Origin of the sequence: Amycolatopsis sp. NPDC049253, assembly GCF_040678995.1 — a bacterium.
Lineage (GTDB): Bacteria > Actinomycetota > Actinomycetes > Mycobacteriales > Pseudonocardiaceae > Amycolatopsis.
Genome location: NZ_JBFAQX010000040.1, coordinates 23,579 through 39,189 on the forward strand (window position 1 = coordinate 23,579; position 15,611 = coordinate 39,189).

General features: G+C 66.9%; 12 protein-coding genes and 4 pseudogenes. 5 read left to right on the forward strand and 11 right to left on the reverse strand.

Annotation, left to right across the window (positions count from 1 at the left end; all coding sequences use genetic code 11):
* Nucleotides 1-32 precede the first annotated feature (32 nt).
* Nucleotides 33-440, forward strand: coding sequence for a hypothetical protein (locus tag AB0K15_RS43690; RefSeq protein WP_364065772.1), 408 nt, complete (start codon nt 33-35; stop codon nt 438-440).
* Between the two features lie 466 nt (nt 441-906).
* On the opposite strand, the pseudogene AB0K15_RS43695 reads toward AB0K15_RS43690, so the two are convergent.
* From AB0K15_RS43695 to AB0K15_RS43715, 5 genes and pseudogenes are all read right to left on the reverse strand, one after another.
* A pseudogene (locus AB0K15_RS43695) lies at nt 907-1,705 on the reverse strand (IS701 family transposase); the annotation flags it as partial.
* Between the two features lie 191 nt (nt 1,706-1,896).
* Complete coding sequence (locus AB0K15_RS43700) at nt 1,897-2,505, reverse strand: DUF3558 domain-containing protein (protein ID WP_364065775.1); 609 nt, start codon at nt 2,503-2,505, stop codon at nt 1,897-1,899.
* Entirely contained in the window at nt 2,502-3,050 is a 549-nt protein-coding gene (locus AB0K15_RS43705) for a hypothetical protein (RefSeq protein ID WP_364065778.1), read from the reverse strand. Before AB0K15_RS43705 ends, AB0K15_RS43700 begins: the two co-directional genes overlap by 4 nt.
* The gene (locus AB0K15_RS43710) at nt 2,981-3,469 is read right to left on the reverse strand and encodes a YbaB/EbfC family nucleoid-associated protein (protein ID WP_364065786.1); all 489 of its coding nucleotides are present in this window, start codon (nt 3,467-3,469) and stop codon (nt 2,981-2,983) included. The genes AB0K15_RS43705 and AB0K15_RS43710 overlap by 70 nt, the downstream gene beginning before the upstream one ends.
* Before the next feature lie 725 nt (nt 3,470-4,194).
* Nucleotides 4,195-5,136, reverse strand: a complete 942-nt coding sequence (locus AB0K15_RS43715; protein WP_364065790.1) for a trypsin-like peptidase domain-containing protein — start codon at nt 5,134-5,136, stop codon at nt 4,195-4,197.
* 554 nt (nt 5,137-5,690) lie between these two features.
* Here AB0K15_RS43715 and AB0K15_RS43720 point away from each other — a divergent pair.
* Nucleotides 5,691-6,479 carry a class I SAM-dependent methyltransferase gene (locus AB0K15_RS43720; protein ID WP_364065793.1) on the forward strand — a complete coding sequence of 263 codons (789 nt, stop codon included), beginning with the start codon at nt 5,691-5,693 and terminating at the stop codon, nt 6,477-6,479.
* 573 nt (nt 6,480-7,052) lie between these two features.
* Here the strand turns inward: AB0K15_RS43720 and AB0K15_RS43725 are convergent.
* The gene (locus tag AB0K15_RS43725; RefSeq protein WP_364065796.1) at nt 7,053-7,229 is read right to left on the reverse strand and encodes a hypothetical protein; all 177 of its coding nucleotides are present in this window, start codon (nt 7,227-7,229) and stop codon (nt 7,053-7,055) included.
* 444 nt (nt 7,230-7,673) lie between these two features.
* On the opposite strand from AB0K15_RS43725, the pseudogene AB0K15_RS43730 reads away from it, so the two are divergent.
* Both AB0K15_RS43730 and AB0K15_RS43735 read left to right on the forward strand, forming a co-directional pair.
* Nucleotides 7,674-7,820, forward strand: a pseudogene (locus AB0K15_RS43730) (RNA polymerase subunit sigma-70); the annotation flags it as partial.
* Between the two features lie 440 nt (nt 7,821-8,260).
* A complete protein-coding gene (locus tag AB0K15_RS43735; protein WP_364065799.1) occupies nt 8,261-8,527 on the forward strand; it encodes a hypothetical protein in 267 nt (88 codons plus the stop codon).
* Nucleotides 8,528-8,882: 355 nt separating this feature from the next.
* Here the strand turns inward: AB0K15_RS43735 and AB0K15_RS43740 are convergent.
* The 3 genes and pseudogenes from AB0K15_RS43740 to AB0K15_RS43750 all read right to left on the reverse strand — a co-directional run.
* Nucleotides 8,883-9,032 (reverse strand): annotated as a pseudogene (locus AB0K15_RS43740) (dihydrofolate reductase); the annotation flags it as partial.
* A 66-nt stretch (nt 9,033-9,098) separates the two neighbouring features.
* Nucleotides 9,099-9,332 (reverse strand): annotated as a pseudogene (locus AB0K15_RS43745) (AraC family transcriptional regulator); the annotation flags it as partial.
* A gap of 195 nt (nt 9,333-9,527) precedes the next feature.
* Complete coding sequence (locus AB0K15_RS43750) at nt 9,528-12,329, reverse strand: alkaline phosphatase family protein (protein ID WP_364065803.1); 2,802 nt, start codon at nt 12,327-12,329, stop codon at nt 9,528-9,530.
* Between the two features lie 909 nt (nt 12,330-13,238).
* Between AB0K15_RS43750 and AB0K15_RS43755 the strand changes: the two genes are divergently transcribed.
* Nucleotides 13,239-13,505 carry a hypothetical protein gene (locus tag AB0K15_RS43755; RefSeq protein ID WP_364065806.1) on the forward strand — a complete coding sequence of 89 codons (267 nt, stop codon included), beginning with the start codon at nt 13,239-13,241 and terminating at the stop codon, nt 13,503-13,505.
* A 137-nt stretch (nt 13,506-13,642) separates the two neighbouring features.
* Here AB0K15_RS43755 and AB0K15_RS43760 read toward each other — a convergent pair whose 3' ends face one another.
* Together AB0K15_RS43760 and AB0K15_RS43765 are read right to left on the reverse strand one after the other, a co-directional pair.
* The gene (locus AB0K15_RS43760) at nt 13,643-14,299 is read right to left on the reverse strand and encodes a response regulator transcription factor (RefSeq protein WP_364065809.1); all 657 of its coding nucleotides are present in this window, start codon (nt 14,297-14,299) and stop codon (nt 13,643-13,645) included.
* Complete coding sequence (locus tag AB0K15_RS43765) at nt 14,296-15,408, reverse strand: histidine kinase (RefSeq protein WP_364065812.1); 1,113 nt, start codon at nt 15,406-15,408, stop codon at nt 14,296-14,298. The genes AB0K15_RS43760 and AB0K15_RS43765 overlap by 4 nt, the downstream gene beginning before the upstream one ends.
* Between the last annotated feature and the right edge of the window lie 203 nt (nt 15,409-15,611).

The window sequence follows — 15,611 nt, forward strand, 5'->3', positions numbered from 1 at the left end:
CATCGCCGTCTGCTCGGTTGGATCGCGCTCGGGTGCTGATCGCGCGGTGGCCGTGGACAATCACGATTCGAACCATTTCCAATCTGTTTCGCAGCCGGAGCTTCGCCTGGAACGACCTCAGCGCCGTGACGATCAAATGCTGGGGCGCCCGCATCGCGGACGAGGTCGCCGCCACGCTCCCGATCGGGCTGGGAACGTATGGCCGCAAACACGGCATCGCATTCGAGCTCGCCGACGGATCACTCTTCCCGACCTCCGCGGCAACCGCGTGGGTTGGCGCGAACGCGCGTCACATCCTGCTCGATGTTCTCGACGCCCGGGCCACCGCGAACGGTGTCACCGTCCGGATCGTCAACCCGAACAACGGCGGCCTGTTCAGGTTCGGCTGGGACATCCGTATCGGAGAGGGAATTCCACGATCGCGGAAAGCCCGTCCGTGAACGAGATCCGGACCGACCGTGGGGCCGGCCGTGCGCTTGATCGCGCTGTGGTGCGCGCTGGCGTTGGCCGCTTCGGTGGCCGTGTTCGTCGACTCGTTCCTCTCCGGCGCGCCGCATCTGTCGCGTCCGGTGTTGTTCACCGCTGTCGTCGGGATCTTTCCGGTGGTCGCGATCATCGTTGCGACAGTTGCCCTGCGTCGCTCGGAGTTGCCTGTCGGGACGATCGCGCCTCGCCTCTTGCGGCTGCTTCCGGCGCCGGCGAGGAATGCGCCTGCGAGCGTGAGCGGGAGAGGGGTGCTCAGAGCAACCGTGAGCTGGCCTGCGCCGACCACGACCAGTGCAACCAGCCCGACCAGGCCAGGACGGGCTCCAGCGCCACGCTTGCTGACCAGCAGCGTCGAGGTGATGGTGCCGAAGCTCTGCGCGCCGACCAGTAGACCGGCGAAGCTCGGGTTCCAGGAGCGTTCGCGGGCGAGCAGCAGCGGTAGAACGCCAGCTCGCCTGTGGTTCGGTTGCGGCGGATCAGCAGCCACCGGTGCCCGCCGGGCTCGTCGATGTCGATGTCGGCGAAGGCCCAGTCGTAGTAGCGATGTCCTTTCGCGACAGCGCCGGCGGAGAGGCGTTGCCAGACGTGTTTGGGCCGCCTCGTGGCGATGCCGTCAGCGCGCAGTGCGCCTGCGGTGGTGCTGACGCGGCGGTCGCGGCCGATGGCGAGGACGTATCCGATGCCGCGTTGTTCGAATTTTTGCGCAGGCGGGGGTCGGCGCCGTAGACCGCGTCGCCGGCGGCCATCCGGCCTGGACCCCGGCGTCGAGGGCACGGCCGATCATGGTGGTCGCCAGTGCCGGTTTCGTCGCGAATGTGGTGTCGTCGGGGATGCCGGATTTCGGGAGGTAGAGGGCTCTGTCGATGAACGCGTGGCCGGCGTCGGTGGCGTAGGTGAGGTAGACCGCGACCTGGGCGTTCTCGATGCGACCCGCGGTCCCGGTGTATTGGCGTTGCACTCCGACGGGTGGATACCTTGCACGGCGCCAGTGTCGCCGAGGTGGTCGGTGACACTGGCGCGCAGGTCGTCACGAACCTCCCCGGAATCCCAGACTGCTGTGCGCAGCAGGTGTTGCAACCCGTCGGGGGGTGTCGTCGCCGGCGTGTTCGGAGATGGCCCAGCAGTTCTTGTCCGGCAGGTCCGACAGCAGCCCGAGCAGCGGTGTTCGTGCTCGCCGGCGGGATTCGACGCGGGTGAACCGGCTTGCGATGCGGGAGATCATCTCCACGACCATCGCCGCCCAACGGTCAGGGTTTACGCTGGGGCCCGCGGCCGCCGGCCGATCAGGGTCAGTCCACACAACCGGCCACGATCAACTGGCGGCCGCACCCGTCTGCGGGCAGCCCACCAGCGACATCGCGAAGTGCGGCTGGAGTAATCAAGGGCGCCGACGGCTTGTTGCCGGGAGTTTCAGCTTTGCCGGAGGTTGCCGATCACGAATTCGGCCATTTTCGCGAGTCCGCCGCAGCGGTCGTTGTCCCAGTAGCTGCCGGGCAGGTCTTTGCCTTGGATGTCGAAGGTGAGCATCTGGTCGAGGGTGACTTGGACGGAGACGGAGCATTCGTAGGTGTGCCGGAAGACGTGGTAGACGACTGCGGGGAGGCCGGCGATCGACGTCTCGGTCCACGGGTCGAGTTCGCCGTCCTTCTTCAGGGGGGAGACTGACAGTTCGGCGAGGGTGCTCGGGTTCTGGACCGGCTTGAGGGCCTCGAAGAGTGCTCCGCCGTGGTTGGTCCACGAGCAGCCGAACGCGGGCAGCGTGGCTCGCCTGTTCGCGCGGATGTCGTTGGGTGGGTCGGCCACGACGGCTGCGGCTTGGTCTTTGGTGAGCAGGCTGCACGGGTCCGAGTCGAACTTGGCCAGGTCGACGGGCCGGTCGACCTGGGTGAACGGCAGTGGCGCACCGGTCTGCGCCGGAGCCGGAGGCTGCGAGAGCAGGCGGTGCGGCTTGGCCGGACCACACCCGCTGAGCAGGCCCGCGGCGAGGACCACGAGCCCGGCCAGTGCCCATGCCCTCATGCCTGGGCCGCCGACGGCTCGACGCGCCACTGCTTCTCGTCATCTATTCCGGAGCTGCCGGGCAGGTCGGGAATATCCGGGAAATCGGTGTTGCCTTGCACCAGAGCGATGGCTTTCTGCTTGAACCCGCCCAACGTGTCTCGGGCTTGTGCGAACAAGCCGACGATCGACTCGACGAGGGTTGCGAACGCGTCCACCACCGCGTCGATCAGGTCCTTCGACGTGAAGATGTCCGCGATGGGAATCACCGAGGTCACGGCTGCAATAATCGTCTTGTAACCAAGCTTCCCCAGCTCGACAGCGCATGCGCCGATGAACTCGATGGCCTTGCTGTAGGTCTCGATCACACAGCCGGCGATGTCGGTGAGGACACCGGACATGCCGGCGACGACGTTCTGCTGACCTTCGAGGGCTTTTCCGACCCTGCCCGCGTAGGTCGTGAATTGGTCAGCAGCGCGGCCACTCCACGTACCGCTCACCGACTGCACAGCTTCGTCGATGTTGTCGCCGGCATCAGCGAGGGTGTGGTTCTCCGCGAACTCCATGGCCAAGTTCTGGACCTGACGGTCAGGAAGTCGAGCTCCTCGAAGCTCTGGTCGTCGTCCGGTTCGGGCGGGTAGTGGGAAGGTTCCGGCGCGGTCGCGTGCCGCTGCGGTGCGGAGCCCGTGGCCGGTGGAGGAGCTTGTTTGCCGAACAGCGCGTTCAGCTGTGGCAACGACGACGCCAGCGCCTCGTTGCGCGCGTTCCGGATGGCGTCGACGATGCCGACCCCCAGCTTCTGCGCGTGCGCGCCACGGAGCGCCCGGTCGTCGATCCGCAGGTCGACCAGCTTTCCCTGGCCCGTCACAATTGCGCTGACCAGCTGATCGGCCGACCTTGCGGTGTGTCTCGCGGCCGCGAGCTGCGCGTCCAGCTCGCCGGCCTGCCGCTGCATCAGCCGCAGATCGCGGCCCGGCGCGGTCATGACCGCAGCACGGTGTCGCGCATCCAACTCCCCCTACTTTAGGTTCCATCAAGTGACGGAACGTGCCCAGTGGATCTTACTGCGACTCACCGACAAGGCAGAACCGGAAGGGGGAACAGCCGGGTTGAGTGCTGGATGCCGCCCCACCGCCACCGGGCCGGACATGGTGTCGAACGGCGGAAGCGAGAGCTGATCATCGCCGTTGGCGACTTCGACCAACTATCGGTGGCCCCACATGTCGGCGTCGTCGTGCGACCGACTTCCCCTTAGAAACGTTCGGTCCGCGACCCGAGCGACAGGCGTATGGATAGTGCGCAAGTCGCCCCAACTGGGCCAGCCTCCCCGGCTCGCTGCCGGCGAGGGCGGCACCGGTGTCGCCGAGCGAGTCGACCATCGCGTAGACGTCGGCTTCGATGAGCGCGGCTGGCTTGCGTGCTGTCGCTAGCTCGGCCTGAGCGACGGCGCGGTCAGCCGGTGCTTCGTTGATGCTCTCGACGAGTGCCACCGGGTCGACCCCGGAGGCGTTGGCGTTTTGGAAGCGCCGCAGCTTGGCTTCCGCGTCCTCCAACTTCTTTCGAGCGGTTTCGCTGGTCGTGGGTTGCGACGTCGGCTGAGCTTGGATCAGCTGGTTGACGGTTCGGTCGATGTTCCGGCGGTCGAAGACGTTATGCCGGTCTCCGTGTTGATCCGGCACCTCGTGAGTGGTCGTCGCGGGCTCCCCGGGGTCAGTCGGGGAGTTCGGCGGGTACGGCGATCACGTCGACGAGGGCGCCGTTGCGGAGCACGGTGACTTCCATCTGCAAGCCGATCGCGTCGGAGAACAGGCGTTTCTGGAGTGATTGTGCGTTGGGGAGCTGGGTGCCGTCGACGGCGAGGACCAGGTCGGCCGGCTTGAGTCCGCTGCGTGCGGCGGGGCTGTCTTCTACCACCTCGACGATGCGCAGGGCGGTGCGCTGTGCGAATCGTTCGGTTTGGGCCGGTGTCAGGGGCGCCGGGGCGGTGACCAGGCCGAGGTAGGCGCGGCGGACTCGGCCGTCGTGCATCAGTGCGTGGACGATGCGGTGGGTGGTGGCGTTGATGGGGACCGCCAGCCCGAGGCCGAAGCCGGCGACGGCGGTGCTGATGCCGACGATCCGGGCGTGGCTGTCGGCCAGTGCGCCGCCGGAGTTGCCGGGGTTGAGCGCGGCGTCGGTCTGGATAACGTTCTCGATCAGCCGGGCGGCGGTGCGGGTGCGGGCCGGGATGCTGCGGCCGAGCGCGCTGACCACTCCGGCGGTGACGGTGCCGGCCAGGCCGAGCGGGTTGCCGACGGCGACGACGAGGGAGCCGACGAGAAGATTGTCGGCGTCGCCGTATTCCGGTGGGGCGGGGATTTCCCGGTCGGCGCGGATCACGGCGATGTCGGAGAGGGGATCGCTGCCGACGACGTCGAAGCGCGCGACGGTGCCGTCGGCGAATTCCGCGGTGCCGTGGTCGCCACCGGAAATGACGTGCGAGTTGGTGATCAGGTGGGATTCGGCGGTCAGGACGACGGCCGACCCGGCGGACTCCCCGTTGCGGGAGCGGACGGTCAGCGCTGCGACGCGGGGTGTGAGCTGCGCGGCGACGGAGGTGACGATGGCCGAATAAGCGTCCAGTGCGTCCGGCTCCGCCTTGTCGTTGTTCATATCGTGCAAACGCCTGGTGGCGGGTGCCCGATTCCGTGGTTCACCGTCAGCGAACTGCGACTCGCGGTCAAGTACGGTCCTGTGGGGGAGTTCGATTCGCAGCCTGCGCAGTTAGGGCCAAGCTCAGCGGATCGCGACCTAATCCAGCACCTGGACAACCGCGGGTCGACGGTGTCAGCTTGGAGGCTGGCGCATCGCCGGTCTATTGCCGCACCGTCAACGACGCGGCCATGGCCGCGGTGCAGCCTGCGACCCAGCGAGGTCGAGATCGCAGCGGCGCTCGCCCGCCACAGCAGACAAGGCCGCGACCTTTGCCTCGTCACCGCCTCCGTCGGAGGACTCGACGGCACGCGTTGCCCTCCCATCGAGTTGGTCGTGGAGGCGCAGGGGCTTGTGGGACCACGACGGGTTCCGCGACGGGGTCGCCGCCTGGACGTGCACTTCATGTGCAAAACCGCCGTGGCTTTTCCGACGTCCTCGGAGCCGCCGGAAAAGCCACCGTAGGATCTTGAGGGCGTTGCTTCCTCCATGCGAGCGCCAGAGAGGAACATACTGTGTCCAGAGAACCGGGCTTCCAGGTCACCGGGGAGGCCGCGGAGCGCTACGCCGCCACCTCGTATCCGTTCATGAGCCCGTTCGTTGCCGCGCTGGCACAGTACGTGCACGCCGGGGACGCGGTACTGGACGTGGCGTGCGGTACCGGGTACGCGACCGAGGTCGCCGCGGATCGGGCGGGGGACAAGGGCACTGTGACCGGGGTCGATGTCAACCCGGGCATGGTGCAGGTTGCCACCCTGCACGCGAAAGGGCGCTACGAGATCCACCTAGCGCCCGCAGATCGGCTCCCCTTCCCCGATGCCGGGTTCGATGTCGTCCTGTGCCAGCAGGGCCTGCAGTTCTTCCCCGATATCCGGGCCGCTTTCGACGAGGTGGTCCGTGTCCTGCGTCCCGGCGGGCGGTTCGCCGCCACCTTCTGGGCCGCCCGGGAGAAATCGCCGTATATGGGAGCGCTGCTCAAGGGCCACTCGGACGTCCTGGGTTACTCGCCGCCACAAGACCAGGTGTTCACCAGCGAACCCGCGAAGTTCGTCGCCGGGGCGACCGAGGCCGGACTCATCGGCGTGACCGTTGAGGAAGTCGTGGCCGAGGTAGCGCTTCCGTCGCTGCCCGCCTACGCCGAGGCCCACTTGGGGGCGCTGCCGTGGGCCGCCGGCCTCGACGCGGAGACGCGGAAGGACATCGCGAAGGCCGCCACCGCAGAGCTGCACGCGTACCACACCCCGGATGGCGGGGCACGCGTTCCCTTCGTCTCCCACCTGCTGCAAGGCCGATCGCGCCCGTGACAGGCCCGGGTCTGCCCGGTCGGCTCTGTTCCGCAGCCGGCGACCGGGTGGGATCCGGTGACGTGCCCGTCGGCGTCGGTGCCGCCGCTGCGGGCCACCCGCTGTGGTGATGTCCCGCGGTGGTCTGCACCGACAGCCGATAGCCGAGGGGCGCTGCCAGAGGCGGTCGCAGAGCAGCTCCGTGCCTCTGGTGAGGTGCCGGCGTAGGTGGTGGGTACGGCCAGATACTGCACGGACAGTTTCCGGGTTGGACCAGGGCGCAGGAACGTCGCGGGCGTTGCCAATTTGAGCACGAGGTCGTGATCTTCACCGTAGGTTCCTCGGCGCACGCCGACTGGCGCACCTGCTGAGGCCCGGTTCCAGGCCGACCAGCCCCATCAGACCGAAGGATTTCCCGCCACGCTCATGCCTTCTCTACTCAGGTTGACAGCACTCCAGGGTCTTCTCGCGGATGTGGTCGGGGTCCCCGTAGTACTCGCCGACCTGCGGCGGCGTCGTGGACGGGCATCGTCAGCTTGGCATTCGGCGGACCGCACGCAGAGCAGGGACGCTGCTGGCGGCCACGACAGACCATCACCCGATGTTCTTTCTCGCGCAGAGCAGCGCCACACCGAGCAGAACAGCAACCGCAGTGGTGGTGACCACCACGAGCGTGACCAGCCGTCGGAACGCCGCCTTGCTGGTCAGAGCTCGGATGAGCACGTCCTGAAGTAGCGCGATCCAGGACGATGACGCCGGCGTCATCGTCACCGCTCAAGGTCATGGCGCCGCTCGGGCTGGGTCGCGCTCGACTCAGCCGGGATACATCTCATCCCCAGCCTGCGTCTACACGCCTCGGACTCCGAGCATCCACGTGAGCCGTAGGGGCACGCCGCGCTGACCTCGCTCCAGTGGCAGCCAGCAGGACGCTGCGCCCCACCCGCGACGTTGTAATCCTGCGGTTTCGGTGGTGACCTCGACCGCGACATCGCACCACGACTGCGCGAAACGCGGTGCGAACGCGTATACGGCGTGATCAGCACGCGTCTCTCAGCTCGATCATCGCAACGCACCCGGTGCTTCAGACGTCACGCCGACCTGACTCGGTGAAGACGATGCCAAACAAGCCAGCCGTCGAGCGCCCAGTTTTGGTAGTCGCCGACGTCCATACTCCGACCGTTACGACGCGGGGGAGAGGAGATGGGGAGGGTGGGCATGACTGCCGCCGATCTGCTGATCAGAGCTCGTGTTGGAGATGGTGATGCTTTCCGTGAGCTGACCGAGCCGCACCGGCGCGAGCTGCACGTGCACTGCTACCGGATGTTGGGGTCGTATCAGGACGCCGAGGATGCCCTGCAAGAGGCGCGCTGGTCGCATCTACACACCCGCCTCTCGTTGTAATGTCCGTAACGGCGGCCCCACGACCTCGCCCGGGGCCAGGCGCGCACGGACGGAAAGCGCGAAATTCCTCCCACCGATGAAAACCTCGAGACAGGGGCCCTATCAATCACGAACGCAATCACCGGACGGCCGTGGAGTAAGGACAGCAGGCGCGACGCGCACCGAGCGCGGTTACTCGACAGCCTGCGGGCGCAGTGTTCGGCGCCACCTTCACCGAATGCGGACTGTGCGCAAGTTGGTGTGGCTGGAGGGGCCAATGGACGGGCTATGTAGATTCTTTTGGTGCAGGCGAAGAGTACGGTAACACCTGCTCACGATATACGGTGGCGCGGTCGGGGCAACTCTCGGTGGCTTCGAACCGGTTTCGGTCTTTGAGCAGTATGGGAAGATAGGTGTATATCATGACGTCCACGGTGGTTTTGCGTCCATCTTTACGCCGGCCGGCGACGATCTACACGCTATCCGTAATGATTCTCGCGTGGATGTTCATTGTGATTGTTCCGCTGGTTACTGATTCTCTTGATCGCGCTTCACAGGTTTTCTGGTGGGGGATTTGCGTAATCGCCTTCGGGCTGATCCCTGTGCTCTTCCTGCGACGTATTAAAATTGTTGTAATGCAGGATTTAGTGCTGGCGGGCGATGTGGGACTTCGTGTGCGGAAGGTTTGACGAGAAGATATTGCGTACATTCGTCGTTCCCGGCGAATGAGGAGGTTTATGGTATTCGTCGGCCGCGACGATCGCGTGTCGGCTGTTGCGCGTGATGTGTGGACTGACGCTCAGATTGAGCAATTGCGCATGGCTCTCGATGTTCCTGTTCGTGTATCGAGATAGCGGTCTCGACGTGGAGGTGGCCGCCGTCCTCGGCGGTGGCTTCGCCGTCGCGGTGAGCGCCGGCGCTGGCGCTGCGCGTGCTGCGGGAGTGCGCAAACGGGGCCGGAGGCCAGATCTTGTGTCACCGTCCGCAGTGGACTTCTTCGTTTACCCGCTCAGAGTGGTCAACGGCGCACCCGATAGCGCAGGTGAAGGACGTCTGCGACACCTTGAGCTCTCCACTCTCGTCCAACGGGACGTCACCGCTGGACAACCAGTCGAACAGCGGCCCGGGCTGGTCGTTCTCGTCCGCGACGAAGCCGTCCACCGACACCGAGCTGTACATGACGACTTTGCCCACGGGACTCTCCTCTGCGTTGGGGTGCCCCCAAACTAGCGTGTCGTGAGCTGTCGCTGCGGTATGAAATCAATCGGCCGCCAGCGGCCAGTCGTCCATGGCGTGGCCGGGATGTTCGCGCAGGAACCGCAGCCGGACTTCGACGTAGCGGGTCGGCGTGAGCCCGGTGAACGCCCGGAACTCGTGGCCGAAGTGGGCCCGGTCGAAGTAGCCTGCGCCACCGGCGCGGTAGCCCCAGTCGATCGGTCCGGCGGGATTGATCGCGAACACGGTGGCGGTGAAGTGGCAGGTGAGGGCCAGCTGATCGACGACGATCTGCGGCTCGAGGACGGTCCGGGTGCGCCGCGGCCGACTGCTGCACCCCGGCCGGACACATCACCGGTCCGCCCAGGACGCCATGACTCGAGTGAAGGTGATCGAGGCGGAAACGCGGACGGCCCGCCGGATGTCCGGCGGGCCGTCGCGTCGTGCTGCTGTCGAGGATTCGGTGCTGACTCGTCAGTTGGTGTCGGGGCCGGGGAGGTAGGCGCCGGGCACCTGGTTGGGTGGGTAGATCTTCGTGTCGCCCGGGTAGGGCGTCTTCCATTGGTGGGCCTGGTACCAGGTGTAGCGGTTCATCTGCTCGGGGTTCGAGTAGTCCGGGATCGCGCCGTTGCCGGTGGTGTGCTGGCCGGCGAGCCAGGTTTGCCACGCGGCGGCGGTGGCCTGCATGTCCGCCGGTACAGCGACTTTCTGCGCCTCGGCCTTGTTCAGCGCGGCCGCCGCAGCGCCCGTCTGGCCCAGGGTGTCGAGACCGCACGACGGCGCGGTGGCGATGCCCTCGGTGAGCGGAACCTGGTTCCGCACCGTGGTGAACGGCGTGTAGTCGGGTTTGTTGGTGAACGCGTCGACCATCGGTGTGGCCGCCGCGAGCTTCTCGTTGAGCGGCTGCGCTCCGAGCATCTGCTCGATGGTGCGGACCATGCTGATCTGCGAGTAGTAGGTACTCACGGTCTTGCCGTGCACCGCGTACGGGCTGATGACCTGGACCGGGGCGCGGTGTCCGTCGACGTGGTCGGCACCGTCCTGGCTGTCGTCGTCGACGACGAAGATGGCCGAGTCCTTCCAGTACTGGCTGTGCGAGATCGTGTCGACGATCTGGCCGATGGCGAGGTCACCGTCGGCCACGCCCGACTCCGAAGTGGTCGGTCCGCCGGTGTGGTCGCTGGACAGCCACACCATGTTCAAGTTGGCCGGACCGTTCTTCTCGAAGTCCTGCTTCCACAGCTGGGCGCGGTAGACGTCCGGGATCGACAGGTCGAACGGCGGGGACTGCGGGTCGGCGATCGCGTTCAACGACGGGATCGCCGAGCCGTAGGTACCCTTCAGCGCGGGCGCGGTCAGCTGGCCGGCATCGCCGCCGTTCTGGACGCTCGTGGCCGCGCAGTAGTACTGCTGCCAGCTGCCGGAGGGCCTGCCCTCCATGTACTCGAACTCGCCGTAGTTCCTGGCCGTCTTGCCGGCGGCCTCGACCCCGGTCCACAGGAAACCGGCACGCTGGTGACCGAGGACGTCCTCTTCGGTGTCGTAGCTGCGCTGGTATTCACCGGCCGAGGATTCGGTGTACTCGGGGTTGTCACCCTCCATGAGCCAGTTGTGGCCCTCGGCGGAGTTCGTCGCGGGGTCGTAGGTGTTGTCGTAGAGGCCGAACTGCGTGGCCAGCGCGTGCTGGTTCGGCGTGGTCTGCGCGCCGAACTGCGTCAGGGTCGGATCACCGTTGCCCTGTTTCATGTCGCCGAGGATCTGGTCGTAGGTGCGGTTCTCGTTGATGATCAGGAAGACGTGCTTGATCGTCGAGGGATCGCCGATCCGGGCCGGCACCGGCACGGCCGCCACTTTGCCGCCGTTGGACTGCTGGACGTCGTTCTTGCCCCAACCGTTCTGGGCGAACACCGTGTCGGTGTACTTGCCGGCGATGTCCTTGTCGCTCGGCAGGGTGAAACGGGTCAGCGACGCGGTGGTGCTGTGCGTGTCGTGACCGGTCACCGGGACGGTGCCCTGTCCCTTGGACGTCGTGATGCCCGGGCCCCGCGCGTCGATACCGCGAGTGTTGGTGACCACGACCTGGCCGCCGACCGTCGCCACGTCCGACGGGTAGTAGTCCGTCGGCAGCAGGCCGATGTAGCTCACCGGCTGCTTCGGTGCGCCGTCATAGCGGTAGACCGCGACGGCGTTCGCCCGGCCGAGGGTCACCAGAAGGTGCCCGTCGGCGGTCAGCGCCATGCCGGTGGGCTCGTAGCCGACATCGGACGACGGCCACGGCTTGGTGTCGATCGTCTGCACGACCTGGTTCTTGGTGGTGTCGACGACCGAGAGGGTGTCGCTGCTGGTGTTGGCGACGAACAGCGCGTTGTTCTTGACGTACATCGCGGTGGGGTGCAGCCCGACCGTGATCGATCCGACCGCCGCTCCCGGGTTCGCGGTGTTGATGACGCTGATGGTGCCGGTCGTCGAGGCGCCGGTGGATCCGTTGGCGGGCACCTGGGTGCCGTACGAGTCCATCGTCGTCTCGCCGGCCTGGGCCTGGCGGCCACCCTCGTTGCTCACGTAGAGCGTGTTGCCGACGAAGGCGAGCTCGCGGGGCGCGATGCCGACGTTCCAAGTCCGCTCGACCGCGCCGGTGGCGGGGTCGAGCGCCGTGACCGTGTTCTGCCCGTTGAACGCGGCGTACAGGGTCGAGCCGTCAGGCGAGTACTTGAGCTGGCCGACGAGTGCGGAGTTGGCCACCGTACTGCGGTCGTTACCCGAAAGGTGGGTGCCCGACGTCGGGATCGGGAAGCGGGTCGGCGTGCCGAAGGTGCCGTCGGCGTTCACCGGGAACCGGGTGATGGCGTCCTGCTCGGGCACCCAGAGGAACTTGCCATCCGGCGAGTAGGTCGGCCCCTCTTGCCCGACGGTGCCGTCGGACAGCTTCTGGTTGACCCCGGACGCGGTGCCCACCGTCCAGATCAGCTTGTAGCTCTTCAGGTCGAAGACCTGCAGAGCCACCGACTTGTCGGTGCTGGTCGCCGCGAGGAACCGCCCGTCGGGGCTGACCGTCGAGCCCATGAACTTGCCGAACTGCGTCATCAACCGGGCGCCGATCGGGTTGATGAGCTGGTCGTCGGCGACCTGCAGCCCGTTGCGGTACTGCGTACCGACCTGGTTGTCGCCCAGTGGCGCTGTGGTGGCTGCGGCCACTCCCGTGCCGATCGTGAGTACACCGGCCAGACCGGCCACCACGATGCGGAACCGTTGGCCGTTCCGGCGCGAGAGCGCCAACCGGACTCCCGAGCCTTGCCTGCGTTGTCTCGTAACTTGCATACTTGTCCCTTTCTACCGGGGCCGGCAGATCGTCCGGAGCGCCGAAATGGCACATTCCGCACTCCCACAGAGGGTCGGGCGTACGACCCGTTGTGACACAGACCGCGGAAGCTGCAGATCACCTGAACTTCGCGACCGGGGGGCCTCCAGGTCGCCGCGATCGGCCACGCAGCGCGAACGGCACCCGTCCCGGCGTCGGCTGACCGGTCTCGTCCGGCACGACCAGGTCAGGTACTCGGCATTCCGCGCCATCGAGGTTCAGCCTGGCACCGGCGACGACCTCGTCGAAACAATTGTTGATCTCCGCGCATTACGAGCGGATTTATGCATTTGGACCCTCTAATGTGATCAGCGGCTTGAAGAAACCTAACTACACTCCATGCAATGGGCAGGGCGTACCCGGTGAACCTTGGGTAACGTACGAATGACATCGAATGAACCAATTTCGCGTGTTCATCGGACCGCTGGCAGATACTGATCACGACGCCGCTCGCGTGGCTCGAATGGTAAGAAAAACAATCGAGATTGACAAAGAATGTGTAAAGTCCTGATCAGGTGATCATAATTAGTCGGGGGTTCGTAGGCGAGTCTGTTGTCCGAAATGGTAGGATAATTCGGTTATCAGCGACGCGGCAGGAACGCCGCGGCCGCTACGTTAAACGCGCCGGATCGTTGCGCCGAGACGAGTGGTTCGACAACCTGCCCGCGTGGACTCGACCACCGATCGAGCACCTCGTCCGTCTACGACTTTTTGGACCAGTCAACAATTTGCCGATATCTTACCTGTTTAACTTCTGGGTTACCTGTTTAACTCATCGCTTTGCTTTTCCGGTGATCGGTCGCCGGTGGCTTCGGGTCCGCCGGACAGTGATCGCGAAGCTGACCTCCTTGACCACCTGCAACGTGTTCGGCTTGCCGCCGCCACAGCAGGCCATGCCGGCCGGAATGAAGGCGTTCAAGGTGTCGTGCGGCGCGATGCCGGCCGCGCTGCTGCTGACGACCGGCTGCGTCGCGTCGCCGGCCTCGGTTCAGTCACCGACCGCAAAGTCGACCGCAGGGCTGACCTCTCCCGCTGTTGCCCAGCAGCAGTCCACACGAGGCTGGGAAACACCCACCCCGCCGCCGCCTACGTGATCGAAGACTTCGCCGACCACACCAGCCGACTGCGTGGGCCGCCCGCGGATGCTCCGGCCATCGCCTGATCGCAGGTGGCTCGTGAGCACGCAGAGGCAGGGAATGGGCGACACAGGTCTGAGCCAGGGCTTGGGGGGTCAGGGGCTGTGCGGGGAGACCAGACCGGACTCGTAAGCGAGCACCACGAGCTGCGCGCGGTCACGGGCATGCAGCTTGACCATGGCCCGGTTGACGTGCGTCTTCGCAGTCAGCGGGCTGATCACCATTCGCGCGGCGATCTCGTCGTTGGACAGGCCCGCTGCGACCAGGGCGACTGCCTCGCGCTCGCGGTTGGTCAGGTCTGCCAGCCCCGCTCCGGTGGTGGGCGGCTGGGTGACGTACCGATCGATCAGCTTGCGGGTGATCGACGGCGCAAGCAGCGCGTCACCGCGCGCGGCGACGCGCACGGCGTGCAGGAAGTCTTCCGGCCGGATGTCCTTGACCAGGAACCCGGCCGCACCGGCGCGCAGCGCTTCGAAGACGTATTCGTCCAGGCCGTAGTTGGTCAGGATGACGACGTGCACCGCGGCCAGCGCCGGGTCCGCAGCGATGCGGCGGGTCGCTTCGATGCCGTCGACGTCCGGCATCTGGACGTCGACCAGCGCGATATCAGGCAGGTGTTCCCTGGCGAGTGCCACGGCCTCGCGGCCGTCAGCTGCCTCAGCGACCACCTCGATGTCGTCCTCGACCTCGAGGAGCGCGCGGAACCCGCTGCGGATGAGCGGTTGGTCGTCGGCCAGCAGGACGCGGATCATGCCGAGTGGTCCACGGGGAGTTCCGCCTGAACGCTGAAGCCGCCTTCGATCCGGGGCTCCGCCCTGAGGTGGCCGCCGAGGGCCGTGACGCGTTCGCGCATCCCGAGCAGGCCGACGCCCGGCACCGGCGCGGTGTCCACAGTGGCCTGACCGTCGTCGTCAACCCGGATGACCAGTGTCCCGGGCCGGTAGTCGATCCGGACCGACGCGGTGGCCGCGGCGGCGTGCCGGGCGACATTGGTCAGCGACTCCTGGACGATCCGGTAGGCGGTCCGGCCCACCGCGGCCGGCACGTCGTCGCAGTGGCCCTCGATCGTCAGCTGCGCGTCCAGGCCGGCGGTGCGGGCCCGGTGCACCAGTTCGGCGACGTCGTCGAGTCCGTGAGGTGGGTTCGTGGCATCGTCGCGCAGCGCCTCCAGGGTCGCGCGCAGCTCCCGGGCCGCGTCACGACCGGCCTCCCGGATCGCCAGCAGCGCGTCCGGCACCTCTTCGCCGCGCTTGCGGGCCAGGTGGACGGCGACTTCGGCCTGGATCTTGATGACGGAGATCTGGTGGGTGAGCGAATCGTGCAGCTCCCGCGCGATGTGCAGCCGCTCCTCGTCGGCGCGCCGCCGCGCGGTCTCCTCCCGAGTGCGCTCGGCCTCGTTGGCCCGGCACTCCGCCTGACGCAGGGCCTCGCCCGCCGCCCCAACGGCGATCAGCCAAGCCAGCTGCAGGACGTCGCGCGACTGCGTGAACGCCTCGCCCACCGGCCAGCCGTGGGGAGAAGCCAGGATCGCGAGCGGAACCGCGGCCAGCATGAGCACCGAAGCCACCACCGCGGCGACGCGATGTCCCGCCCGCACCGCGGTGTACACGGCGAACAGGTAGGCGACAACGGGCACCGCGAAACCGACGGCCTGGTATCCCACCGCGCACACCGCGGTCACCGCCAGCACGGTGACCGGGGCCTGGCGTCGCGCGGCTAGTGCCAGCCCGCCGGCCACCAGCAGCACATAGCCCAGCGGGTCGTGACTTGTCGCGGTGGGCTGCTCGGAGAGCCCGGCGACCAGCAGGCTCGCCGCCACACCGGCGGCGATCACCCCGTCGACGATCCATCCCCTGCGCATGCGTGAACCCTAGCCGGATGTTCGCGCGTGCGACTCCCACAAACAGACGGTCAAGGGCCTACCGCGTCCGCAGTACCGCCGCCGGCTTGTACGGCGTCCGCAGCAGGCGGCTACGGCACCGGCGGCAGCGTGAATTGTCCGCGTTCGCACGACGACCGGCGGTGGGTCCGGCGGACATGATCAGGTGGCGTCCAGTCCCAGGC

What these genes read in the sequence shown, in the direction of transcription:
- AB0K15_RS43700 (WP_364065775.1), bottom strand. Translation starts at nt 2,505, where the DNA reads ATGAGGGCATGGGCACTGGCCGGGCTCGTGGTCCTCGCCGCGGGCCTG.
- AB0K15_RS43705 (WP_364065778.1), bottom strand. Translation starts at nt 3,050, where the DNA reads ATGGAGTTCGCGGAGAACCACACCCTCGCTGATGCCGGCGACAACATC.
- AB0K15_RS43710 (WP_364065786.1), bottom strand. Translation starts at nt 3,469, where the DNA reads ATGACCGCGCCGGGCCGCGATCTGCGGCTGATGCAGCGGCAGGCCGGC.
- AB0K15_RS43715 (WP_364065790.1), bottom strand. Translation starts at nt 5,136, where the DNA reads ATGAACAACGACAAGGCGGAGCCGGACGCACTGGACGCTTATTCGGCC.
- AB0K15_RS43735 (WP_364065799.1), top strand. Translation starts at nt 8,261, where the DNA reads ATGACGTCCACGGTGGTTTTGCGTCCATCTTTACGCCGGCCGGCGACG.
- AB0K15_RS43760 (WP_364065809.1), bottom strand. Translation starts at nt 14,299, where the DNA reads ATGATCCGCGTCCTGCTGGCCGACGACCAACCGCTCATCCGCAGCGGG.
- AB0K15_RS43765 (WP_364065812.1), bottom strand. Translation starts at nt 15,408, where the DNA reads ATGCGCAGGGGATGGATCGTCGACGGGGTGATCGCCGCCGGTGTGGCG.